Raw genomic sequence first — 22,690 nt, 5'->3', positions numbered from 1 at the left:
GTTTTTATTGCGCGTTGCTTTTACAGATGTGCTTATTAATTATCGCTCTGTTGAAAACGAGACCAGTTCCGATTGCCAATCGATCTGTTTGGTTTCACTTTCAATTCCGTGACAATCCTGAATCCAGTATTGAGCCAGGTTAAGAGCCGTCAGTTGGCGGTAACCGAGGTAACTGGTCGTCAATCGGGGATTGATTTCGATGAGAGAAAGCGGACTGTCCCGGTTTTCGGTATCCCAGATGAAATCGAGCCCCCAGTAACCGGCCAAGCCGGGGAGAGCCTGGCGAATTTGGCCGACATAATCTTTCAGTAGTGAGGATACTTCTGTTGGTAACTGCACGGGCATCTCGCCACCGCCGTAATGAAACCCATTCTCCCAACGGATGTTCTGTTGCCCAATGGGAAAGAGATGATCTTCGTCCTCCAGGCTGAGCACTCCCAATGAACAGGGCTGCCCGCTGACGAACGGTTGCACGAGATAGAGCTGTCGTTCCTCGGGAGTGGCATATTGCAGAAAACGTTGAAACTCCGTGGCGTGTTCGATCTTCCAGGTCTGGTCTCCCCCAGCACCATCCCGCGGTTTCAGGACGATTGGAAACTCGATTGAGTGTGCGGAATCCAGGTTCGGCATTTCCGTCAGCAACTGTGTGGAAGGAGTGGGAAGGTTCAAGGAATCCCATAACTGAGCCATTGCCAGTTTGTCGGAACATATTTCGATCGCGTTTCGGTCGCAACCTAACCAGCGCGAACCGACGGCCAGTACCCGGTCGTATTGCTGAAGCAAAATGCCTTCCGTTTCCGGTGCGATGACCAAGGTCCAGTCGCAGGAAGATGCAAGAGCGAGAAATTGCTCGTGTGCCTGTTCCGGCTGAGCGGCGTAATAAACTTCGACATCGGGTGGTAAGGGAGTCAGTGGCTCTGCTCCGAGTAACGTCAGGCATTGTATTGCCGGTGCCCCCGGTGGGGTCCGTTTCGCGGCGTCCTCCAAAAAAGCAGCCAGCATGCCCCACCCTTCTCGAAACAGGGAGTTTTCCGCAGTAATTCCGGGGCACTGACCACTCGTAAAGTATTCAGTAATAAAAATTTTCACTGGTTATTCCTGTCTGGAATCTCGATAAGCGGGAGCAAAGTTAGAGGATGGCAAGATCCGCCCTACCCGGATAGGATATAGGTAGCCCCGACGAGAATCGAGTTTCGCTCTCCTTCTTTACCCGGATCGAACGGTTAATACGATGTCCGCTGAATGCCTGAACGCCTTAATCGAAGCTCACGCCCGGCAAACGCCGGTTGTCTGGACATCGCTGGTCGAAACTCGAGGCTCCAGCCCGCAAAAAGCGGGAGCCTCTATGCTCGTGTTTGGCGAGGGCTCTCAAGTCGGCACCTTGGGAGGGGGCTGTGTCGAGGCGGAAGTAAAACGAAAAGCCCTGCAAAACCTGCAAACAGGCCAACGCGAGATCGTGACCTTTCAATTGGACAACAACTATGGCTGGGATGATGGTCTGATCTGCGGCGGTCGCATGACGATGTTGATTGACCCCGTCCTACCCGACGAACCCACCGAGCAATTCGCCTATTTCGAAACACTCCAGCAAACCGAGCGTCAGGGTGACTTCTTCACCGAGACGATTTTGCTGGAAGATCAACTGGAAGACTCGGGGCGCGCAGGTGACCGAACCCTGCTGGACGAATCGGGAGCAACTCTGGCTTCACGCGGCTCCGGACAATTAACTCCTATGATCGCTGAGAACTTGAAACCTTCCGTTGATCGACCTCGACCGTACGTTACTCAAAAAATCGCCTACCTGCCGCATTTGAATCGTTGCCGATTATTGATTGTCGGTGCGGGTCACATCGGACAGAAAGTAGCAGAACTGGCGAACGACGTCGACTTCGATGTCTGGGTGCTTGATGATCGAGAACAGTACTGCAATCTGGATCGATTTCCCACTGCCAAACGGTTGATCGTCGATACCTTCGATGTCGCTCTCAAGCGATTGGAGATTGACGAACATACTTTTGTGATCATTGTTACGCGTGGACATAACCACGACGAAGAAGCATTGTTCCATCTAACCAAATCACGCGCCCGCTACCTCGGTATGATTGGCAGTCGTCGAAAAATCAAACTGATTATGGAAGACCTGCTCTCCGAAGGAGTTTCGCCGGAGGTTCTTTCCAGCGTGTATGCCCCGCTTGGATTTGATATCGGTTCACAAACTGTGAGCGAAATTGCGATCAGCATTCTTGCAGAATTGATCGCGGTTCGCAATCTGGGCGGACTCCCGGAATCGATACGGCTCCCTTCATTCGTAGACAAACTAAAAACGGAAACCGCCTGAACCAGCCGGCCCGTTTTCGTTCACCATCTGAATTGATATCACTTAACTGAAAGCACCTTTATGATTTCCCGACGAGATTTTCATCGAACCCTCGCCGCCGGCGCTTTAGCGGGCATGACTGGTAGCCTTTTCTCATCGTCACCGGAACTTCGCGCTGATGACTCAGAAAAGAATATTGCCAAACCAAGCGTGCCTTATATCGATATGCATACGCACATCGGCCAGTACGTTTCTTCCGAGAAGAACTTGCCCGCCAGTGGACTGATTAAGTGGATGGATGAGAACTACATCGAGAAAGCAGTCGTGCTTCCGCTGGTTTCTCCCGAATCGACTTTGTTTCTGCAACCGCCTGAATTGGTATTGGCTGCTGCTAATGAGTTTCCCGATCGCCTGATCCCCTTCTGCTGCTACGACCCGCGGCATGCCAAGCATGTGGGCAACGCCGCCCTGATCAACCATCTGAAGCGATACAAAGAACTGGGTGCGAAAGGATTCGGCGAACATAAAGTCGGACTCGATTTTAATGACCCGTTGATGATGAAAGTCTACGCCGCCTGCGAAGAAGTCGGCCTGCCGGTCCTGTTTCATCTCGATACGATACGCGGTAAAGACAAACCAGGTCTTCCCCATCTGGAAGAAGCGATTGCCACCTTCCCCGACCTAACCTTCATCGGACACGGCCCCGGTTGGTGGGCTTCCATTTCCGGAGATGTGGAAACCCTCGGTGGTTACCCCACTGGAGACGTCGCCCCCGGTGGAGCGATTGATCGGTTGATGGAAAAATACCCGAACATCTATGGCGACCTCTCTGCGGGTTCGGGCAACAACGCGATTGCACGTGACATGGAGTTTGGTCGTGAGTTTCTGATTCGACGTCAGGATCGTATCTGTTTCGGATCGGACTACCTCGCTCCGGGACAGGTTGTTCCGCAGTTCGAAACATTACAAAACATGGATCTTCCTCTCGATGTCCAAGAGAAAATCTTTCGTGGCAATACCATCAAGGTACTCGACCTGAGTTAAGGCAGTTTAGCATGGGGCTGATTCCCCTTTCGACGACTTTTCCAATCGATGAATCCGTTACAGGCGATAGACAACGTGACGATGCCAGGAAAACCTTTCGGAGTGCTTCTCGTCGGTGGGGCGCAATCTCATCTGGAAAACTACGGGCAGGATTTCGCGGACGATCCACGTTGCCGATTGATAGCACTCAGTGATGAGCCCGAAATCTCCGCCCGCCAACAACGGTTGAACCAGCAACTTGCCAATCATTTCCAGATTCCCTACTGGAAGGAGCTTGAGAACTCACTGCAGAACCGTGACATCGATGTGGTGGTGATCTGCGTCGAACCCGAGCGTCGAGCGCGCCTCGCCATTGCCGCGGCACGGGCAGGCAAGCAGATTTATCTCGACAAACCGATGTGTACTCAGGTAGCGGAAGCCGCTGAGTTACTGCAGGTGGTGGAAGAAGAGAAAACCATTTCGCAGATGTTCAGCCTGATCCGGCACCCCCTCGTCGCCAAGGCTAGAGCGGCATTGGAGCGGCCTGATTTCGGAAAACTGATTGGGCTGCACTGCGAACTGATGTTTGCCAAAGGAACGGGAGGCACCGCCGATCTGTCACAACCCCGAACAGAAAAAGAAGGTCCGACGCAATTCAGTTTCATTGATTCCAAACGGGAACTTTTCTGCGTTGGGCTTTACCCGCTTGTGCTGTTTGAATGGTTGATGAAGTCGCCCGCCGTTGCCGTTTATGCGCAGACAAGTAATTACTTCTTTCGCGAACACCACCGGAACGACGTTGAAGATTTTTCGATGTTGCAACTGACTTATGCGAATGGCGTCGAAGCGACGATCACGGTGGGGCGCAGTGGTTGGGCAAGTCATCCCAGTCATGGAATTCATCAACTCGATCTGGTCGGCTCGGGAAGAATGGTCTCGCTGGATGCGTTTGAACCGCGTCTGGAAGTTTATTCCGATGCTCCTCCATGGCGACCACCAGAGGAAGATCATCCTGAAGATCCAATGGGGTTCTGGTCGAGCACCGTAGCGGAGGCAGGCGTCCGTCCGAAACAGACCTGGCAATCAATCGACGCGATGACTCAATCAGATGCGTCCTATTTTCTAGACTGCCTGGAGAAGCAAGAACCCTCGGACGTTCCCGTTGAATTAGGAGCGCACGTCATTCAGGTTTTTCAGGCGGCGTACGCGTCGGCCGCTCTTGGCGAAGTCGTAGAGATCGATCCGCTGTAAAAACGAAACGGGTTAAGTCAGGTCGTCTTCGGTTTGATCGTCTTCCAGTTCCGCAGCAGAGATTTTATTTGCTGACCGGCGAAAGACGGCCACGACATCATCGATCGGAACGACGTACAGCAGATTATCCGGCTCGAAGTCGACTGGAATCGCGTTTCGCGGATTGAAGAGGACCTTGTCGTACTTGTTGACAGGAAAATCCTGATCACGTTCGATCTGAACGCTGATCTCCACCACACGACCGGTGATGGTGGGAATTTCTGCGTCATCAGGCAGGACAATCCCTCCCTTGGTGGTTTGTCTACTTTCGTCTTTGCGAATCAGAATTCTCATTCCCAAAGGCTCGACAAAATCACTCACAACGAAACTCCCGATCGGATTTGCTGAATAGACCAATAGCTCAGAAAAGGGCACAGAACGGATGCTTAACGTGCAAACGCCACAGCCAACGACAGGCGTATTATACGCAGTCTGCGGGACTTTGGCGATACTCGTGTGAAAATCGAGAAGCAGAGTTTAACCCGCTTCTTCGGTCGCCCTTTTTTCCTCTTCCGGAGTGGACACGATTCGGAAACTGCGTTCGCGGGTTTTCTCTTCGCTCTGAGGTTGGCCACTGGACATCGGATCTTTCCGCACGGTTCTCTCGATCAAGGCCCCCAGGGGGCCCGCGAGCAATGCGGGTAAAAAGATAATGTCTGCAACGAGTGCCATACCGACGAGAGAGGCCATTAACCAACCGAAGCGAGAGACAAGGAGTAGATCGGCTGGAGCTAACATCAAGAGGCTAATGCCGACCACAGCCGACGTATGCCACATGGCGGGACCACAATGCTCGAGTGCCTGCACGATCGATTCCTGACGCGTCATCCCTTCTGTGATTCCTTCGCGGAACCAGGTCAGCAAATGGAGCGTACCATCGACAGCAATTCCCAGAGCAACGGACGCGGTAATCATTGTTCCGATATCCACCGGCATGCCGGCCCAGGAAATCAAACCGAAGACAACGCCAATCGGCAGAATATTCGGGAGCATGGTCAGGAGACCGGCGAGGGGGCTTTTCAACAGAATAATCATCACCCCGCCGATAAGCAGGAAAGCCAGACCGAAGCTGCTGATCAGACTCTCAAGTACTGCTTGCTGTGTCCGCAGGAAGAGAGGAACCATACCTGTAATACGATAATCAACATCGGCAACCTGTTCCTGGTCTGCCTGCAAGGCTTCGGTGATCTTCTGATTCAGTTGTTCAGTCAATACCCCGTAGTCCATGTCGGACATAATTGAGACCTGTGCAGAGACTTTCCACAGTTCATCCCCGACTTCGTTAAACTCGGTCGCCTCGTTCGCCACGTTGAAGTATTTCAACGCTTCATGGGGGTTTCCGGTTTCGTCATCCGGTTTCAAAACAACATCTTTGATGGAGTTCAATCGTTTGAAGTACATCCGGCGTTTGAAAACACTTTCGTCCCGGGAAGGAGGATCGACTTTGGCCTGGAAGGTGGCGAGTGAAATAGTGCCGCTGATTTCAGAGTGCGATTTAATCGATTCCTGGACATGCCGAACCAGTTCGAGTCGTTCCCAGAACTGACTTTCTTCTTGTGTTTTGCTATCGAAAATCAACACGGTATCAATCGGAATGATGCCCGCCAGGTTTTCTTCCAGATAGTTATAGTCCGCGACGATTTTAGCGCCTTCGGGGAAGTATCGAATAACTTTGGTTTCAGTAGTGAAGTAATTCAGTCCCCAGCTTGCCCCAATCATCAGAGCTAAACAGGCAATGGTTACAGGCGTGCGGGCCTTGTACAAACCATTAGCTAATCGCCGCCACGGTGATCGATTGACTTCCTGAATTTTGGGAGGATGTGCAGGCCAGTACTGCAGCAGAGCCGGTAAACCGAATAACACCATGACGAGTGAAACAAGACAGCCGATCGCCGAATAGATTCCGAAATCACGTACAGGGCTGAGAGGACTCGTCGAAAGAGACAGAAGACCTATTGCCGTCGTGACACTCGCCAGGGCACAAGGTTGCCACGCCATCCGCACGGACTGCACGACGGCAGTATGGATATTTTCATGGGCAGCATGCTTCCAGTAGTTCGCCACATGAATCGCGGCCGAAAGCGTCAACACCGTCAATAAGGTCGGCATGACGATCAGGACCATGTTCAAGTTGCCTCCCGAGAGGGGCACGAACGAGACAGTCAGAAGCGTCGTGTATAACGAAACGATCAGCACCAGCGCCGCCAGACGGAAGCTGCGAAGCATCACAAAGGCAAGGATCACCGCAACCAATGTCGACATACCAATCGGACTGACTTTGGCATACTGACCGGACTCGATTGCCTCCGGATTATCAATTGCTTTATGAACGTATTGGCTCAGTTCCGCACTCGCGTAGGGACTTCCTCCTAATCGCAGTGATTCGGGAGGGATTCCACACGCCAGGGCATCTTCCTTGAGACTTTTCATCGCCGCTTTTTTGGCGTCGGACTGGTCCGTTTCCGGTTTCGCGTAATGCGAAAGTGTCAGCGAAAGAGCAACGCGCGAGCCAGGCGTATAGAACGTGCTGGCAACAGGTGTTTCATCGGGGAACTGCGTTGTTTTGATATTCGCGACCAGCTGTTTGACCTGCTCGCCCAGCTCACGGCGAACATGCATCAACTCCCAGCCAATCTGGAAGTCATAGGGCTGCGGGTTCATAAACTCTTCCGCGGCCAGCTCCTGCTCATCACGATTTTCCGTAGGCTCTGGCTTTTCTTCGTCGTCGAAGTCTTCCAGTTGGAGGTAATCGCCAGCGGAAAACCCATGTTCGGCGCGGGCGAGTAATTTCTGAGAAACTTTCTGGTGTAATTCTTCGGCGGTGACGATATGGTCTGGCGCCTCAAAATATACGTCAACTCCCAGTTCTGCTTTGGCGCGTGTGCGGATTTCTTCCTGCACTTGTTTGAGATGGGTTTCCCCCGCCTCCGTCAATTTGACGCGTAGCAGCCCGGGACCAACCAGAACACCCGTCATGCGATCGAGGGCCTCTTCAGGCTCGACGCCCTGACCAGCAATTTTACGTAAGGCTTCTAATGGAGAATGAACTTCGGCGACGTATGGGTTTCCGTCGTACCATTCGCCAGTTGATTTCTGAATACCGCGCAATTGATGCACGAACAGATTGATCCGTGGATCGTCGAGCGAACAATGATCCCATGAAATAAGCAGCGTGTCTTTGATCGGAAAGTGATCGCTGTACCAGTTCAGGACACGTGACTGGGGATCCTCATCGGGTAACCAGCCCGCGACATCGTTTTCGAGTTCGATATTTTTGAGCGATAGAAAAATAAGCGGGACAAACAAGACCATCGCCAGTATGACCCATAGTGAGACTCCATTGCCCCATGGATCGCGCTTGTCAAAAAAATTCGACATTCAATCTTATCCTGTCGTAGCGTGGTAATTTTGATATCCGGGAGGTCGTCCGGTCGGAAACGAAGTCAATCCAATGACTCTCTTCCGTTCGATCTCTTCGTCTTTACAGGGCCAACCAGACCCTGCACCGATCCTGTCTAATAAGGGGGCGGAGCTGCACAAGCGGAATCGACGTCCTGTTGAATGTCGAAGGGCGGAGCTAACGAGATAATGCGGAAAAGCCGACAAAGGATCTCCATCTCACGCGCGCTTTTCGAATTTCCGGAAGCAATGACTCAGCAGTGTTCAGTCCATTAATTTGCTGAAAGGATGCAGGTTTAATTAAGACGGGTGAAATATTCACCTCTTCCTCGGAAAAGCGTATTGTGCCCGAACGAGGTAAATATTGCAAAGTCAAAACTTTCCCAGAGCGGCCTGGAGTGGTCGAGACGGAAAAATAGTTCCCCGAGAAGACAGCAATGGTGTCAAACCAGAAAACCTGGGGAGATTAGGCCTTATCGGGATCAAACCCTTCGAGCAGCTCTTTATCCCACTCTTCGAGTAAGGGCCAGTCGACGGCGCAGGTGCCGAAATCAGCCATATGCTGATACTCTGTCAACCGTTCGATCGTTTTTTGCAGTTGTTCATCATTTTTGCGGAAAACTGGACCATGACTGGGAAGCAACCATTCAATGTTACTCGATTTGATCCGTTTCAGCGACTCGATGAAATCGGGAATGTCCGAACCATGGTGGGCGTCGATGTTACCGACGCATCCGTCGCGATAGATGTTGTCGCCCGAAAAGAGGAGATTTTCCAGACGGAATGCGAGTTGGCCATTGGTGTGTCCGGGCGTATGCCAGACTTCGATTTCGAGCGATCCCAGCGTTAATTTGTCGCCCTCGTTAATTTGCTCATCGATTTCGATCTTGGGAAGATCGATGGAAATTCCCTGCGCTTCGATCTCGGCGTAAGTAATTACGCGATCGCCCCGAGAGAGCGCCTCTGCCGTGTCGGGGTGGCCGACAATTTTGGAGTTGGGCAGTAGTTCTTTGGCCCGTTTCAAACCTTGAATGTGGTCGACATCCGCATGGGTCGCCACGAGATATTTGCAATTAGCAAGCGGAAAATCGAGTTTCCGGATCATCTCGATGATTTCGTCGGTGGTGTCTTCGTAACCGATATCAATCAGCATCCAGTCGGATTCATGAAATACCAGATAGACGCAGCACCCGAGTCGGCGGCGGCCTTGATAGTTCATCTCAATGACGTTGGGAAAAAGTTCCAGGCGTTCAATCATCGTAAATTCCAGACAAATCAATTATTTGATACCGAGCCACATTGTCGCAGGGCAGAAAATGCCCAGAGACGGACGCGACTGACCGGATGCGTCGGTGTCAAAAATGACAACCTTTACAGAAGGGTAACACAAATCCGGGAGCTGACAGAGTGAATAAGGTGCAGATTTATAGGCAATCTTAGCCCTGACCCTTCTTTGGGGCAACCTTACCACTTTCCCGTCGATGCGGGCAACATTTCGACCCGCTTCCCACCCTGCCCAACTGGGAATGAGAATAAATCTCAATCGAGAACACGGAATTCCGTCCCAAAATTCCTACAAGAAATCAACAACCAGCGTATCCGCGACAAACCGGCCTTCGGGCGTTAGGCGTACGACTTCGTCCGTCACCTCCAGCCAGCCAGCCTGGTGATACTTGTCGATAACAGACCTAGAAAGCTCGAGCAGATCGTAACTGCTGCGAAGCTCAAATTCCTTGAGCGGAATGCCGGCGGTCGTGCGTAACTGGATGACTGCTAGTTCCCGGGCCTTCTCTTCCGGGTTCAATTCTTCCGATTCGCCGTCGCCACATTCTCCAGCCAGAGTCCGTTTGAGCCAGGTCAGGACGGAGCGATGATTGGTCGTCCGCACGCCATCGAGATAGCGGGCGGCTCCGGGCCCCAGACCAAAGTAGCTGGCACCGTTCCAGTATACTTGATTATGGCGGCAGGTGAAGCCGGGCTTGGCGAAGTTGGAGATCTCGTACTGATCGTACCCCTGCTCCGGCAGATACTCCATCGACATACGATACATTTCCTGTTCGACTTCCTCGGTGTGTTGCCGCAGTTCGCCCCGTTCGCGGCGTATCCAGAAGTCGGTCCCTTTCTCAAACGTCAGACCATAGGTGGAGATATGAGGTGGAGCTAATGAGACTGCCCGGGACAATGTTTCTTTCCACAAAGCGACCGACTCACCGGGGACGCCGAAGATCAAATCAAAAGAGATGTTTTCGAATCGGTCCTGCAACTGCTCGACGACCCGTTCAATATCATTTCGATTGTGATCGCGTTCAAGCGTTTTGAGAATTTCATTATCAAACGACTGAAGACCAAGACTGATTCGATTAATGCCCGCCGCTCGGAACAGATCGATTTTTTCCACCAGGAGGCCAGCCGGATTCACTTCCATGCTGAATTCATATCCGGGTGCGAGTTCGAACCATTCATTCAGCAGCGAAAAGAGTTTTTCCAGCACCGGCAACGTCAGATGCGACGGAGTACCACCGCCCAGAAAGAGGGTGTCGATTTCTCGACGAGTTTTTACTTGCCGCTCGAGTTCCTTTTCGAGAGCGATCAGGTAATCGTCCATGAGCTGATCACGGCCAGCGATCAAAGTGAAATCGCAATAACCACAACGATGCACACAGAAAGGAACATGAATGTAAGCCGATCTCGGTACGTCTTTCCCCAATCGGGCGGGTGAAGCCAGTGAAGTCGGCGTAAATTCATTCATGGAAAGAAGACCAGATCGGAGTGGAATGTCGGCGGAGAGGCTTTAGTCGATGGCTGGGCGGGGTTGGTTAGCCCAGTGACCGGAATCATCGGTACCGCAAACATAGACCCCTTTATCATTCCAGTTCAAATGTGCTCGCACGTGGGCCGAGCAGTACCGGAGAGTTAATCCGCAGCGGCGTCGGTCGGATTCGTTTGCTTCGGAACCGTGCAATAGCATGTCGCTATGGATCGAAATCTCTCCCGCTTTCAGTTCCACGTTGACCGGTTTCCCAAACTTTTCAACTCCTTCTACGGTCTGGTTAAGAATATTTCCTTCTTCCTGATCGCTTTCGCGATAGTCAATGGCTCCGTGCAGATGTGAACCGGGCAGGAACTGCATGCAGGCATTTTCGACATCGGCATCATCAATGGCCAACCAGACGGTCGCCGTTTTCGAGGGGGTGAGTGGCCAGTAGCTGGCATCCTGGTGCCAGGCGACCGATTTGCCATCGTGCGGCATTTTACAGAAAAAGTGGGACCCCCAACCAATCACATTCGGTCCTAGCAGATCATTTACCAAACAGGTGATTCGCTCATGAGTCAGAATATCCCAAACGCGGCCATACTTCCGATGGGCGGTGCTGATCGAATAACTGTCACCCCCTTCAGCGATCACCTTGGCGAGAAGCTGATCGAAGTAACCACGAATGTCGGCCATCTCTTCGGTCGTAAAAACTCGAAAGCCTTTAAGGTATCCCAATTTATTGAATTGCTGAATCTGTTCCTGAGTCAAATGCTCGGGATGGGGATTCGCGGCGGGAACGAATCGAAGATCCCGCAGCACCTGACGCAATTGGTCGTTTTCCGGAAGGACGGAGAATTCGGATTGATGAACCATGGGAGAATCCTGGCGAGCGAGGAGTAATTGACAGCAAAGTTCGCTCTAGCCTACCCGCTTCAGTGCGGAGAGCGGAACGTAGAATTTAAGATACCGTTGACCGTCGGTGTAACGTTCTCCACGACGATCGGCGACGAGGACAGTTGCCCGTTTGCTGATGCGGTTCACCACACCGACCCACGTGCGGCCCTCATGATCAAATTGTACGGTAGAACCGGTCCGAACTCCATGATCGATCAAGGCTTTCTCACGAGGGGTGATCAGTTGATGATTAAATTCCCGATGCTGAAACCACCGTGAGGCAATCCCCTGAAACCGTTTCGCGGCACAGCTGGAGCCTTCCCATAACAGCATTTCGATCAGGTGGACAATTTCATGTTCCATAATTCGTTGCAGGGCATGGAGCCGATGTTCACATACGAACCCGCATACGGAAATGGGGCGGCTTTCCGCGTAAAAGTTGTCCTGGAGCAAAAAACTCGAGACTGTGATTTCGTATTCCCGTTTTCCGTGCCAAGGGGCCTTGGCTGGGTAGATGCGACGGGTTGTTTTCCCCCCCGCGCGAGTCATTCGAGTGGAACAGCGAAAATCGAGCTTGGCACCCTCGGCCGCGACCAGCTTGTGACATAAACCCTGGAAGCAACGCTCGTCGTAGAGCCGAAACAGCATTTTCAAGTCGGAGGCCGTGAGCCGCTCCAACTGCTCCGAAGAACAGGAGGCCGATTCTGCCAACAGCGACTGCGCGATATCGGAACTGCATGCCAGAAAATCATTTCCAGACAAACCACGGTGTGCGGCCAGTTCGTACAGTTGTTGCTTTGGAGAAGAGACCTGGCTCATCCATTGTCCAGTTAGAAGGTTTGTAAGGATATTGAGCCGTCACTATAGAATGGCGTGCGTTGGTCGACAACTTCGGTTCCATAGTAAACAGGCCTCGTCCCCCGTTTCGAAGCTATATTTTGTACAGCGGTTTTTTCGTATTTTACCGTGATCTAATATCACTGAATTTGCGTTACCTGTTATAAACAAGGCCTGCTATAAACAAGGCCCTGTAAATATGTCACTTGGAATGACCTCGACCTACGACGAGAACAAAAACATGGAATTGATGACCTGCCCGAAATGCAATGCGCCTCTGAAGGAGGACGACATTAATAAAGAAATGGGGGCGGCCCAATGTACTTACTGCGACACTTGGATTCGTCTCGACGAGCAAGGCCTCCACTTACAAGACCCACTGCGGGAGGCGCCCGTCGACGGCCTGCCCATTCCAGACAATATTCAGTTCAATCGGAATTCGCATGAACTGGAAATCGTTGTGAAGTCACTACTACCCATCGCGAAAGTGGCCGGGGTTGGCTCGGTCATGTTCATCGTCGTTCCGCTGATCTTTCTCGGCATGATTACCTTTTTCATCTTAAGTTCTCCCTTCCCTCCCGTTTTTGCCATCATACCCGTTTCCATGGGACTGATGGCTTTGTTCACGATGCGAAAGGTACAGAAAGTCTTCCAACATATCGGCAACGATCAGGTGGTCAAAGTCGAGAAACATGGAGACCTGTACTGCCAGAAACCAATCCTCGGTTCAGAACAACCGATCATCCCTGTCCGAGAGATCCAACAACTGTACTGCACTAGCATCGAGAAATTTAGATCGCGCGATTCCCGAAGAAGCCGGAGTCACTTTATGAATTCGATCTTCGCGGTTAACGCACTCACCCGGGACAACAACTCCACCGTGGTGATCTCTAACCTGACGAAGCGAAATGACGCGATCTTAATCGAGCGTCACATCGAAGAATTTCTCGGCATCCCGCCTGGAAAGGTACCGGGCGAGATCGAGTAAGCCTCGTGATTCTCAGACTAATTGAAGAAAAGGATCGACCTTTGGAATCTCTCGCGTGTTTGAAATGTGGCGGACCTTTGAGTGATAAGGATCTCAACACTGAAGTAGGTATCGCGAAATGCAAATATTGCGATGCCTGGATGAAGATCGAGGATATAAAGAAGCAACCGGAACCGTTGACTAAGGAAGAGCGACAGATAGAGATCCCCATCCCTTCGAATGTGCAGATTGAGCAATTGCGTGATACCCTGACGATTACCGTTAATCCAGGTGCTAATTCTGACGGAGTTCTAACGGTCGTCTCGATCCTGGGAGGTATTGCGGCAGTCTTATTCCTGATTTTCTTCGGGTCGGTAGCAAGGAATATTGGCGCGCCACCAATTTGCATATTAGCTCCCTTGCTGATGATGTTGATTGTCGCTGGAAGCATCCTGTTCGGGATCGCGAAAAGCAATAGTCAGATTCGTGAGCGCAACATCAAAGTGATCAAAGATCAGGGATTGCGATATCAGCCTCAGGGATACGGCGGCAAGCCGCTACTCATTCGCCTCAATAGGATCAAGCAGTTTTACAGTACCGAGGAACATGATCAGAAATACGTTCACTCTAATAAACCATACGGCGCGACCACTTTCTACAACGTTTACGCCTTGATGACAGATAATTCAACTCGTCCTGTGATGACTGGCCTGCAGTCGAAACAGGAAGCAATCGTCGTCGAGCGCAAGCTCGAAGAATTCCTCGGAATGCCCGACATTCCCGTAGCAGGGGAAATTGGTTGATAGCCTCCTCTAAATCTGCGTTTTTTCAAGAGGAGATGTCCTCGCTCGCGGTTTCGACTTTGACGTGGCTAGAGGGCTCCAGAACATCTTCCTCAATGATTTTTTCGCCACGTCCCCACTGATACATAACGTGGAAACCGAAGTTGACTGCCAGCACGGCGAGGATCGCCCCCACCAGAGCGAACCCGGTGACCCCCTCGTTAATGATGGTCCAGATGAATTGCATAATGCAGAGGAACGAGACGATCAGTAGCGTCGGTTTGCGAGAAATACGATCGACAACGAGAGCGCCCAACGGGGCTCCCAATGCGACGACAGGAGCGGCTGCCAGCCAGTTGGCGAAGACCTCTGGATCGAGATAATACAGTCCCGGATTGATGCGGGAGAGCATGGCGTTTGAGGCAATGCCGATTACCGAAGCAACGGCCATCAGAATAACGGAGGTCGGAATCGCGATCTTTAAGTCGGCCCGGTACAACAGGACGAGAACTGCATAAACGATCATATCGATCCCGACACCCGTGACTGAGGCGACCACACCGCCGAAAACGCCGATACCAAAACCAATGACGCGGTCCTGGCTACGCCAGCGATCGTTCTCTCCCTGAACAGCCACCAGCTCGTTGATTTTCATAACATGCAGGATTCCAAAGCTGCACCAGACGATGGCGAAGGTCAGCTTGACCCACAAATCGGGAACGAAGGGGGCGACAGTCGCGGCACCGAGAGGAGTTCCTATTAATGCACCTATAAAGGCCGGTCGCAACAGACCCCAATCCACTGGACGACGGGCGGAAAGAATGTAGATGCCAGCCGAAACCATACCGATCGACTGCACCGCAAGGCCGAAGTTTCTTCCCAGGGAACCGGGCATATCAAACAGCAAAACCAGGACAGGGAAGCCCACTGTTCCGCCTCCCATCGGTGTTGACCCGGCGATGTAAGAGCCGAATGCCATCGACAAAGCGATGGGCCAGTGCGAAAAAACCGTCTCCCAATAATCACCCGTGATCACGATGCCGAGCCAGACGGTGTAGAACACCGCCAGCCATAACCCGAATGGCCACCGTCGTCCGGAAGGTTGTTTCAGGGAACTGGAAGAACTACGTGCCCCTTCCTTTAAAGCACTGGATTGAACTTGATTGGTCATCAGTGGTGTACTCTCAAGCAGGCTGTTAATTAATCGCAGGGATGCAGGTCGAAAGCGAGGCAGGTTCGTTCAGTTCAGAGCCAGTCACACTTAACATCTTGTGTCAGAGCCAGTCACATTTAAAATTTTGTGTCAGAGCCAGTCACATTGGTGATCTTCGTGAGGGCCCCGTGCCAGTTTGAGCAATTTGATGAGCTGCTTCTGCTGCTGAGGACTGAGGTGCCCGAGTTGAAGGTCATGCATGGCGACGACTGACTGGGACATTTCCTGGAGTAAGTTTCTCCCGGCTACAGTGATCACCACTTCCACAACACGGCGGTTGTCGATTAGACGCCGACGCTTAATCAGTCCACGCTTCTCTAAACGATCCAGCATGCGAGTCGTGTCGGGCATGCGGGAAATCAATTGCCGCCCGAGTTCCATCGTCCGGGTCCCCTCAGGAGAGGCTGCCTCCAGCAACCGGAGCGCGTTGTACTGCTGCGCGGAAAGGTCGTAGCGACCGAAAAGCTCGTCCTCGACCACTTTCAAGCGGTCGTAGGTACGCCACAGGTGCAGATAGACCTCTTGCTCGGTCGAGTCGAACGAGGGCAGATTTTCCGTTGGATTTATCGATGGAGTGGACATGAAGACAAATTAATTGTTTCAACAACTATTGTCAAGACGTCTATATAAATACGCGGCAGACTCCCCAAGTCGGGTCGAAAAAAAACCTCCCACCCGCGCAGCGTGACCGTCGTGGCGATCGGTGGAATTCAGCACAAGGATTGGCGAGAACGCGGGCTCTAAGGCAGCCTTACTTCACGTCGAAGGCCATGCGAGTTTTGTCGTTGGGGGAGCCGTTGTAGTTGATGGTGACTTCTTCCCCTTTTTCTATGTCTCGTTCCGCGATGTAGGCTTTAGACTGGCGTCCGACATCTTCGTAGCGGCAGTTCGCTTTGTAGGAATGGTTGTAGAGCGAACCATACCCCAGCGCCAGCGCGACTGTATCTTTACCCCATTCAAAGACGTAGTCTTCGATGAACGTTCCGTAGGTATCTTCCGCCTGCATGACCAGCACGGGGACTTTCTCGATGACAGTTCCTTCAGGGATAAACTTCCGCGCAAAGATTCCGCGGCCCTTCCCTTTCACCTTTTTGACTTTGACCCACTCCGATTGTTTGAAGCTCATGATGGTTTCTTGTTTTCCAGGGATGTCTATCTGATGTTGAGGTCTGGTGGAGGGATGCCCGAGACTTGAAAACGCTTCATTTCTTGAGCATTTTCCGTTTGTGAAGCAGTCCTGAACAGGGTTGGCTGCGGAGACGGAAGCTTCTAGTCCGGGAGACAGGATAAGAGGCTGCCGCACCGATTCACACAAATAATGGTTAGATTAATAAGAATTTCAAGCGAACCGCCCCTTTTTGTTCGGAGTCTCCTCCCGCAGCGGGTTGTTTTTCATGACAGTCAGGATATGCGAGACCTGTATTTTGCCGGTTGGCCCTCATTGCTACCGGGCCTTATTGCGACCAGACAGGGGTCTCGACTAAAATGCGCCGCATTCGCCCCGGATGATCTGCTCTATTGATCTTCGAGCGAGGTCGCTGTTTCTCAATTCTATGTTTCTGACTTCTGCCGCTCTCTTTAGCTAAACCGAATGGAATCCTGTTCATGACGAATCGCCGCATCCTGGTAACCGCCGCGTTGCCGTATGCGAACGGACATATTCACATCGGACATCTGGTCGAATACATTCAGACCGATATCTGGGTCCGTTTTCAGAAACTGCGTGGTCATCAATGTCTCTTTGTCTGTGCCGACGATACCCACGGCACCGCCATCATGATGCGCGCCCGACAGGAAGGCCGCAGTGAAGAAGAATTGATCGCCGAAATGAGCGAAGCCCATCAGGCCGACTTCGCCAAATTCCAGATCGAGTTCGATAACTACGGTAGCACTAACAGCGACTCCAACCGGAAATACTGTAACGAAATCTGGGCCGCCCACCGCGAAGCGGGCCGTGTCGTCGAAGCCGAGGTGACCCGACCTTTTGACGAGCAGGAAGGGATCTTCCTCGCGGACCGTTTCGTCAAAGGGACTTGCCCGAAGTGCAAATCACCCGATCAATATGGGGACAATTGCGATAAATGTGGTTCAACCTATACCCCCGATGAACTGATCGACCCGGTGAGTACGCTCTCGGGATCCACACCCATTATGAAACAGACGACGCAGCTGTTCATTCAAATTGAACAGTTGCATGATTTCCTCGAACAGTGGACGCAAAGTGGCGAGCACCTGCAGGAAGAAGTTGCCAATTATCTGAAAGGACACTTCCTCGGAAATGAACTCCGGGACTGGGATATCTCCCGTCCGAAACCGTACTTCGGATTTGAAATCCCTGATAGCACCAACAATTGCTGGTACGTCTGGTTCGATGCTCCAATCGGGTATATCGGTTCAACGGATGACTGGTGTGCCGCCCACGATCAAAAAACAGAAGACTGGTGGAAGAACCCGGACACCGAGATTCACCATTTCATCGGTAAAGACATTACCTACTTCCATACCCTGTTCTGGCCCGCCATGCTGAAGACGGCCGGGTTCAACCTGCCGACCAAGGTACATATTCACGGATTTCTAACCGTGGATGGTGAGAAGATGTCGAAGTCCAAGGGGACGTTCATCAAAGCGTCCACCTACGAGAAACATATCGACAGCACCTTCCTGCGATACTACTTCGCCAGCAAACTCGGCAGCCGGTTGGACGACCTCGACCTGAACTTTCAGGACTTCACCGAGAAGGTCAATTCAGACTTGGTCGGTAAGGTTGTGAACATCGCCTCCCGCGCAGCCAAGTTCATCTCCGGCAAAACACTTTGTGATACCTATCCGGACGATGGCGGCCTGTTCCAGCAGGCGGCGGAAGAAGGGGAACAGATCGCCAAGCATTACGAACACTGCGAGTACTCGCAGGCGGTGCGGCTCATCATGGCGCAGGCCGACCGGGCGAATAAATACGTCGAAGATAACCAGCCCTGGGTCCTGCGAAAAGATCCGGAGAAAGAGACCGAGCTACAGGACGTTTGCTCCGTCGCGATCAACCTGTTTCGTCAGGTCGTCGTCTACCTCTCTCCCGTGCTGCCCGAAATTGCCCGGAAGACGGGCGAATTGTTAAACGAACCTATTACCGACTGGGCCCAGAGCCAGACTCCACTGACGGGGAATACGGTCGAAAAATATCAACATATGCTGAAACGCGTAGAAGAAAAGAGTATCACTACCATGGTTGAAGAAAGCAAAGCCGAAAACGAAGCAGAAGCCCCCTCCCCTGCCAGCCAATGGGACGACAGTGCTGAAACACTCGAAGCGGAACCACTGGCCGAGGAATGCACAATTGACGACTTCTTCAAAGTCGACCTGCGTGTTGCCCGCATCGTTGAAGCGAACCATGTTGAAGGGGCCGACAAACTGCTGCAACTGACTCTCAGCCTGGGGGGCGATGTTACCCGGAACGTCTTCGCCGGAATAAAAAGTGCCTACACACCGGAAGAGCTGGTCGGCCGGTTGGTCGTCTGTGTCGCCAACCTGAAACCTCGCAAAATGCGATTCGGTATGAGCGAAGGCATGGTCGCCGCTGCCGGTGCCGGCGGCACAGAAATCTTCCTGCTCAACCCGGACGAAGGAGCGAAGCCAGGACACCGCGTGCATTAGAGTAAAGTGTTGGCGAGTTTCGTAAGCGGAGAGCGGTAGGAGAGGTGGTTCTGCGCCGTGAGGTCTCAACGGGATTTAGAGTGCTGCGCTCATTCCGGTCAGGGCTTCGTGTAGTTCGCCTGTCTGATCGCGATACTGAATCGGTTTCTATCCGGCCCCGAGTACCGGCTCGCCTCGACCGAGTAACGTCGATCGAATCTTGACTAGGAGCTTTCTTCATTCGACTTGCATCCCCTTGTTTCGTCTACCCAACGGCGGAGGTAACGAGGTCGCCGCCAAGAAACTATGATTTGCAAACCCGCGTCAGCGGCGACTCCCGTTTACCGCTTGGTTAGCTCGCCTTTTCGAACACTTCCCAGCGACCATCACGCCGCACGAACAAATCGCGAGTCAGTCCGTGGACATCGTCTGTCGCATGGAATTCGTTTACCATCGCACGTATCTGTTCAAGGCCGCCATTCGTCGATGCGGTCGTCGTGAGAAGAACGACATCGCGATGCGGAACGCCGACGATCAAGTTGGGTGGGATTTTATCTCCAAGCATTGTCCATAAGTCATCGTACAATAAGGCGCATGCATCGTAATTGTCGCCAAGGACAATACGCAGCACAGGTGGATCGCCCTGGTAGCCGCCTTGGCCCACGCGCGACCTGAGATTTTCAACTGCGAGTTTACGTAATTCAGAAGGAATAACGTTTATTTCAGTGAGATCCGCACGGCGAACCATTTGAAAAGTGTCGGGGAGATCGAACGCATATGTGATGAGGAGTTCGCCGACGAGAGGTTCGGTGAACGGTATGTCGTCGTCGCTCACTCCCGTGGAGCAACAGCTTCGAGAAAATTTCGGTGCTTGATGCGCGGAACAATCTGCGTTCCGTTGGGCTTGGCAGGTAATTTCTTCTTGAACAGTCCAAACATCGTTGATTCTCCGGAGAGTTAAAGACCGAGATAACCGGGTGGCCGCGGTTGATCTTCTATTTGAAAACGCGCTGTCGGCTACTCCGCGTTCATCACTTGGTTATACCTCTTTGATAGCCCTTCGTTTTCGTTCCAGCAACATACGCTCTTCCATCAATCTACGCTTAGTTGGACTTCTACTTTTAGTATAGTCATCAAGATTGTGAAAAAAAACGACGTATGTCTTTAACGAGCGATAGAGCAATCTTATTTCGATCGTCACTTTTCTTCTTCGTCACATTGCGACCGAAGCAGTTCCTCGAGGCGAATGAGCGTATCCACGAACGGCGTTCTATTATCCCAATGGGTCTCCGTGCACCTGTTCGTTTAACTTTAGCAAGAGCAACATAGTCGTTTTAAGACAATTTGTCTTTCTTCACTTTGTGTTGGCTATCACGTTCTCGGATATGGTCGCGTATCCTAAGAGCAATAACTGCGAAATATACAATAAATGTTACGGTGAAAACACTTATTATCAACGGTAATAAATCCAGCCAAGTCGTTGTTGCCTCTTCACCTGTAAAATGTAATCAAAGAGTCGCCAGGGACAACACAGAAGTTACCATGACTGGAATCGGGAGAACCGCTTTCAAGTCTCCTAACTTTACTATTGATTTCATAGTAGTCATAACCATAGAGGTAGTTTCAAAACTACAGAAATACTGATCAGCTTCTCCTGCTGATTACTCCGAGAAGCCGAAGGCAGGATCGCCTGGCGAAAAACCAACTTATGAACCAGATCGCAATAAGGTTCATGGGAATTTCATACCTATAACGCCGAAGCCCGTTATTACTTGGTTTTCATGTTGTGTCCTGTGACACCGCCTGTCGTTTCAGATTAGAATACTGCATCAGCCAGGCAATTAGCAGGATGACAGAAAAGCCGATCAATACGCAGCCCATGACCCATTGGATTTGACCCATTGACCGATCAATGACTGCGTGCGAAGGTTGATCCGGGTCATACCATGCTTCCACATTTGATCCGACGGGGTATTCGTCAAGAAGTTCCTGAATCGCTTGTTTTTTATCACAGAACTTTCCAAAGTCTTCTCGAAGGCGACCTTGGTAATACTCTTTACCATCCACTTGATAGGAGAACCGAATCTCCTCGGCGAAGCCATCCATCCCGCAGGATTCCAGTGAGGACTTGGTAATGACACCAGGCACTGGCTCGTAACTCCAACTCCGAATATACGAACCGAAGATGAGATAGCCGCCTGTCCCTCCAACCAGCAAAAAGAGGCCGAGGTACATCACCAGAAAACGATTTCGGGCGTCTGCCATCATTTGTTTTGCTTCTTCGGACATAAGGAAGCCACTTCTCTTTGAATGATCTACGTACGACTGGAGAAATCATACTCCCAGATAAAGAGGGTTTGCCGGAGCCCCGAAAGAATTGAGCAGGCAGTGTAACCTCAAGCCAACGCCCACTATTAATGGGGAACCTCAAAACTACACTAAACAGTTCCAGTTGTCGATTGCTTAATGACATTTCCTGCTAGTTAGGATTCGGGGCTATAGTGTGCCTGCGGCCCCCAGACAACTCTTTGAGATTGTCTGGGCCATCCCTGACTTTGAGGGAGATTTCCTTTAGTTGGTTTAGGTTTGCAAGTGGCGCCAGGTCAAAGGGGCTTAGGTCGAGGAGGGGTCTCTGGTGAAATGCTGGACGCTGTTTCCGTCACCCATGAACAACTCATCTGCCATGCCGGTGAATAAACCGTGGCCAACGACGCCGGGGAGATCAAGTTTTCTTTCGAGTTCCTGGGGGTTGTCGATCTGATCGATTTGCAGGTCGAGAATGTAGTTCCCCTCGTCAGTGACAAAGGGGGCTCCCTCTCGCTGGCGGATGACGGGGCGAAGTCCTTGTTCTTCAAACTGGAGAGCGATGGGGTGATGCGAGAAAGGGACCACTTCGACGGGTACTGGAAATCCTGAGAGCGGGTTCGCGTATTTACCGGCATCCGTAATGATCACCAGCCGTTTGGAACAGGAGGCGACAATCTTCTCGCGGAGCATGGCCCCTCCGCCCCCTTTGATCAGATTCAAGCGATCATCGAATCTGTCCGCACCGTCAATGGTCAGATCGACTACCGGGTTCTCTTCCAGGGTTGTCAGCGGGATCCCCGCTTCTTTGGCTAAGACCTCTGAGGCGACCGATGTCGGTATCCCCGAGAGTTGCATTCCGCCGGCGACTAACTTCCCAATCGCTTCAATAGCAAAAGCGGCCGTTGATCCGCTACCCAGTCCGATAATCATCCCCTCTTTCACGAGACCCACAGCCGCTTCCGCAGCCAGCTGTTTCTCGTTTTTCACATCGAACATTCGCCTACCTCAATTCAGATCGATATCTATTTTCAAGCGGTTCCGTAATTGGCCGCCCCGGGAATCTACGATCTACATCGCTGACTCTTCTGATTTCTTTGCAACCTCTGGTTTGCCCTCGGCCTGGGGATTATACCGATATCGAATCGGTATTGCTTCCCAATCGATACCCGATCAGGGGCTCCTGCCCGGAACAATCGGTGATTCCAGCGTTGATTCAAAACTCAGAACAGACCGGAGAATTGATTCTCGCGTGCGCCTTCTATATTTAAGATAATGAGAG

The 22,690-nt window shown here is 51.8% G+C and carries 19 protein-coding genes; 6 read left to right on the top strand and 13 right to left on the bottom strand.

Going from position 1 to position 22,690, the window contains the following annotated elements; translation table 11 throughout:
* Positions 1-39: 39 nt before the first annotated feature.
* Positions 40-1,089 carry an ATP-grasp domain-containing protein gene (locus Pla110_RS03620; protein ID WP_144993361.1) on the bottom strand — a complete coding sequence of 350 codons (1,050 nt, stop codon included), beginning with the start codon at positions 1,087-1,089 and terminating at the stop codon, positions 40-42.
* A 142-nt stretch (positions 1,090-1,231) separates the two neighbouring features.
* Between Pla110_RS03620 and Pla110_RS03615 the strand changes: the two genes are divergently transcribed.
* Genes Pla110_RS03615 through Pla110_RS03605 form a run of 3 tightly spaced genes read left to right on the top strand, consistent with a single transcriptional unit; the run spans position 1,232 to position 4,591 of the window.
* On the top strand, positions 1,232-2,338 hold the full coding sequence (locus tag Pla110_RS03615; protein WP_144993359.1) for an XdhC family protein: 1,107 nt from the start codon (positions 1,232-1,234) through the stop codon (positions 2,336-2,338).
* A 60-nt stretch (positions 2,339-2,398) separates the two neighbouring features.
* Positions 2,399-3,361 carry an amidohydrolase family protein gene (locus Pla110_RS03610; protein ID WP_144993357.1) on the top strand — a complete coding sequence of 321 codons (963 nt, stop codon included), beginning with the start codon at positions 2,399-2,401 and terminating at the stop codon, positions 3,359-3,361.
* Between the two features lie 48 nt (positions 3,362-3,409).
* On the top strand, positions 3,410-4,591 hold the full coding sequence (locus Pla110_RS03605; RefSeq protein ID WP_144993355.1) for a Gfo/Idh/MocA family protein: 1,182 nt from the start codon (positions 3,410-3,412) through the stop codon (positions 4,589-4,591).
* A 12-nt stretch (positions 4,592-4,603) separates the two neighbouring features.
* On the opposite strand, the gene Pla110_RS03600 is transcribed toward Pla110_RS03605, so the two are convergent.
* The 6 genes from Pla110_RS03600 to Pla110_RS03575 all read right to left on the bottom strand — a co-directional run bounded on the left by Pla110_RS03600 (position 4,604) and on the right by Pla110_RS03575 (position 12,497).
* The gene (locus tag Pla110_RS03600; RefSeq protein WP_197440481.1) at positions 4,604-4,951 is read right to left on the bottom strand and encodes a co-chaperone GroES; all 348 of its coding nucleotides are present in this window, start codon (positions 4,949-4,951) and stop codon (positions 4,604-4,606) included.
* A gap of 156 nt (positions 4,952-5,107) precedes the next feature.
* Entirely contained in the window at positions 5,108-8,008 is a 2,901-nt protein-coding gene (locus Pla110_RS03595; RefSeq protein WP_144993353.1) for an efflux RND transporter permease subunit, read from the bottom strand.
* A gap of 487 nt (positions 8,009-8,495) precedes the next feature.
* Positions 8,496-9,287 (bottom strand): MBL fold metallo-hydrolase, encoded by a 792-nt coding sequence (locus Pla110_RS03590; RefSeq protein ID WP_144993351.1) that lies wholly within the window; start codon positions 9,285-9,287, stop codon positions 8,496-8,498.
* Positions 9,288-9,602: 315 nt separating this feature from the next.
* Positions 9,603-10,778, bottom strand: coding sequence for a radical SAM family heme chaperone HemW (hemW, locus tag Pla110_RS03585; protein ID WP_144993348.1), 1,176 nt, complete (start codon positions 10,776-10,778; stop codon positions 9,603-9,605).
* A 42-nt stretch (positions 10,779-10,820) separates the two neighbouring features.
* Positions 10,821-11,657 (bottom strand): phytanoyl-CoA dioxygenase family protein, encoded by an 837-nt coding sequence (locus tag Pla110_RS03580; RefSeq protein WP_144993347.1) that lies wholly within the window; start codon positions 11,655-11,657, stop codon positions 10,821-10,823.
* A 45-nt stretch (positions 11,658-11,702) separates the two neighbouring features.
* On the bottom strand, positions 11,703-12,497 hold the full coding sequence (locus Pla110_RS03575; protein ID WP_144993344.1) for a SprT-like family protein: 795 nt from the start codon (positions 12,495-12,497) through the stop codon (positions 11,703-11,705).
* A 217-nt stretch (positions 12,498-12,714) separates the two neighbouring features.
* On the opposite strand from Pla110_RS03575, the gene Pla110_RS03570 reads away from it, so the two are divergent.
* Positions 12,715-13,503, top strand: a complete 789-nt coding sequence (locus Pla110_RS03570; protein ID WP_144993342.1) for a PHD finger domain-containing protein — start codon at positions 12,715-12,717, stop codon at positions 13,501-13,503.
* Positions 13,504-13,544: 41 nt separating this feature from the next.
* Positions 13,545-14,285 carry a hypothetical protein gene (locus tag Pla110_RS03565; protein ID WP_144993340.1) on the top strand — a complete coding sequence of 247 codons (741 nt, stop codon included), beginning with the start codon at positions 13,545-13,547 and terminating at the stop codon, positions 14,283-14,285.
* 25 nt (positions 14,286-14,310) lie between these two features.
* On the opposite strand, the gene Pla110_RS03560 is transcribed toward Pla110_RS03565, so the two are convergent.
* The 3 genes from Pla110_RS03560 to Pla110_RS03550 form a co-directional block, all read right to left on the bottom strand.
* On the bottom strand, positions 14,311-15,435 hold the full coding sequence (locus Pla110_RS03560; protein ID WP_144993338.1) for a sulfite exporter TauE/SafE family protein: 1,125 nt from the start codon (positions 15,433-15,435) through the stop codon (positions 14,311-14,313).
* A 132-nt stretch (positions 15,436-15,567) separates the two neighbouring features.
* The gene (locus Pla110_RS03555) at positions 15,568-16,059 is read right to left on the bottom strand and encodes a MarR family winged helix-turn-helix transcriptional regulator (RefSeq protein WP_144993336.1); all 492 of its coding nucleotides are present in this window, start codon (positions 16,057-16,059) and stop codon (positions 15,568-15,570) included.
* A gap of 169 nt (positions 16,060-16,228) precedes the next feature.
* On the bottom strand, positions 16,229-16,603 hold the full coding sequence (locus Pla110_RS03550; protein WP_144993333.1) for an SET domain-containing protein-lysine N-methyltransferase: 375 nt from the start codon (positions 16,601-16,603) through the stop codon (positions 16,229-16,231).
* A 479-nt stretch (positions 16,604-17,082) separates the two neighbouring features.
* On the opposite strand from Pla110_RS03550, the gene metG reads away from it, so the two are divergent.
* Positions 17,083-19,125 carry a methionine--tRNA ligase gene (gene metG, locus Pla110_RS03545; RefSeq protein ID WP_144993331.1) on the top strand — a complete coding sequence of 681 codons (2,043 nt, stop codon included), beginning with the start codon at positions 17,083-17,085 and terminating at the stop codon, positions 19,123-19,125.
* A 331-nt stretch (positions 19,126-19,456) separates the two neighbouring features.
* Here metG and Pla110_RS03540 read toward each other — a convergent pair whose 3' ends face one another.
* From Pla110_RS03540 to rpiA, 3 genes are all read right to left on the bottom strand, one after another.
* Positions 19,457-19,939, bottom strand: a complete 483-nt coding sequence (locus tag Pla110_RS03540; RefSeq protein WP_197440480.1) for a DUF1444 family protein — start codon at positions 19,937-19,939, stop codon at positions 19,457-19,459.
* Positions 19,940-20,883: 944 nt separating this feature from the next.
* The gene (locus Pla110_RS03535; RefSeq protein ID WP_144993327.1) at positions 20,884-21,393 is read right to left on the bottom strand and encodes a DUF3592 domain-containing protein; all 510 of its coding nucleotides are present in this window, start codon (positions 21,391-21,393) and stop codon (positions 20,884-20,886) included.
* Between the two features lie 324 nt (positions 21,394-21,717).
* Complete coding sequence (gene rpiA, locus Pla110_RS03530; RefSeq protein ID WP_144993324.1) at positions 21,718-22,407, bottom strand: ribose-5-phosphate isomerase RpiA; 690 nt, start codon at positions 22,405-22,407, stop codon at positions 21,718-21,720.
* Positions 22,408-22,690 lie beyond the last annotated feature (283 nt).

This window comes from Polystyrenella longa, from assembly GCF_007750395.1.
GTDB lineage: Bacteria > Planctomycetota > Planctomycetia > Planctomycetales > Planctomycetaceae > Polystyrenella > Polystyrenella longa.
The sequence above is the reverse complement of the archived record's forward strand: the minus strand, read 5'-3'. Positions and strand labels throughout refer to the sequence as shown.

What these genes read in the sequence shown, in the direction of transcription:
- Pla110_RS03560 (WP_144993338.1), bottom strand. Translation starts at nt 15,435, where the DNA reads ATGACCAATCAAGTTCAATCCAGTGCTTTAAAGGAAGGGGCACGTAGT.
- Pla110_RS03555 (WP_144993336.1), bottom strand. Translation starts at nt 16,059, where the DNA reads ATGTCCACTCCATCGATAAATCCAACGGAAAATCTGCCCTCGTTCGAC.
- Pla110_RS03575 (WP_144993344.1), bottom strand. Translation starts at nt 12,497, where the DNA reads ATGAGCCAGGTCTCTTCTCCAAAGCAACAACTGTACGAACTGGCCGCA.
- Pla110_RS03605 (WP_144993355.1), top strand. Translation starts at nt 3,410, where the DNA reads ATGAATCCGTTACAGGCGATAGACAACGTGACGATGCCAGGAAAACCT.
- metG (WP_144993331.1), top strand. Translation starts at nt 17,083, where the DNA reads ATGACGAATCGCCGCATCCTGGTAACCGCCGCGTTGCCGTATGCGAAC.
- Pla110_RS03595 (WP_144993353.1), bottom strand. Translation starts at nt 8,008, where the DNA reads ATGTCGAATTTTTTTGACAAGCGCGATCCATGGGGCAATGGAGTCTCA.
- Pla110_RS03580 (WP_144993347.1), bottom strand. Translation starts at nt 11,657, where the DNA reads ATGGTTCATCAATCCGAATTCTCCGTCCTTCCGGAAAACGACCAATTG.
- Pla110_RS03535 (WP_144993327.1), bottom strand. Translation starts at nt 21,393, where the DNA reads ATGTCCGAAGAAGCAAAACAAATGATGGCAGACGCCCGAAATCGTTTT.
- Pla110_RS03570 (WP_144993342.1), top strand. Translation starts at nt 12,715, where the DNA reads ATGTCACTTGGAATGACCTCGACCTACGACGAGAACAAAAACATGGAA.
- rpiA (WP_144993324.1), bottom strand. Translation starts at nt 22,407, where the DNA reads ATGTTCGATGTGAAAAACGAGAAACAGCTGGCTGCGGAAGCGGCTGTG.
- Pla110_RS03590 (WP_144993351.1), bottom strand. Translation starts at nt 9,287, where the DNA reads ATGATTGAACGCCTGGAACTTTTTCCCAACGTCATTGAGATGAACTAT.
- Pla110_RS03550 (WP_144993333.1), bottom strand. Translation starts at nt 16,603, where the DNA reads ATGAGCTTCAAACAATCGGAGTGGGTCAAAGTCAAAAAGGTGAAAGGG.
- hemW (WP_144993348.1), bottom strand. Translation starts at nt 10,778, where the DNA reads ATGAATGAATTTACGCCGACTTCACTGGCTTCACCCGCCCGATTGGGG.
- Pla110_RS03610 (WP_144993357.1), top strand. Translation starts at nt 2,399, where the DNA reads ATGATTTCCCGACGAGATTTTCATCGAACCCTCGCCGCCGGCGCTTTA.
- Pla110_RS03615 (WP_144993359.1), top strand. Translation starts at nt 1,232, where the DNA reads ATGTCCGCTGAATGCCTGAACGCCTTAATCGAAGCTCACGCCCGGCAA.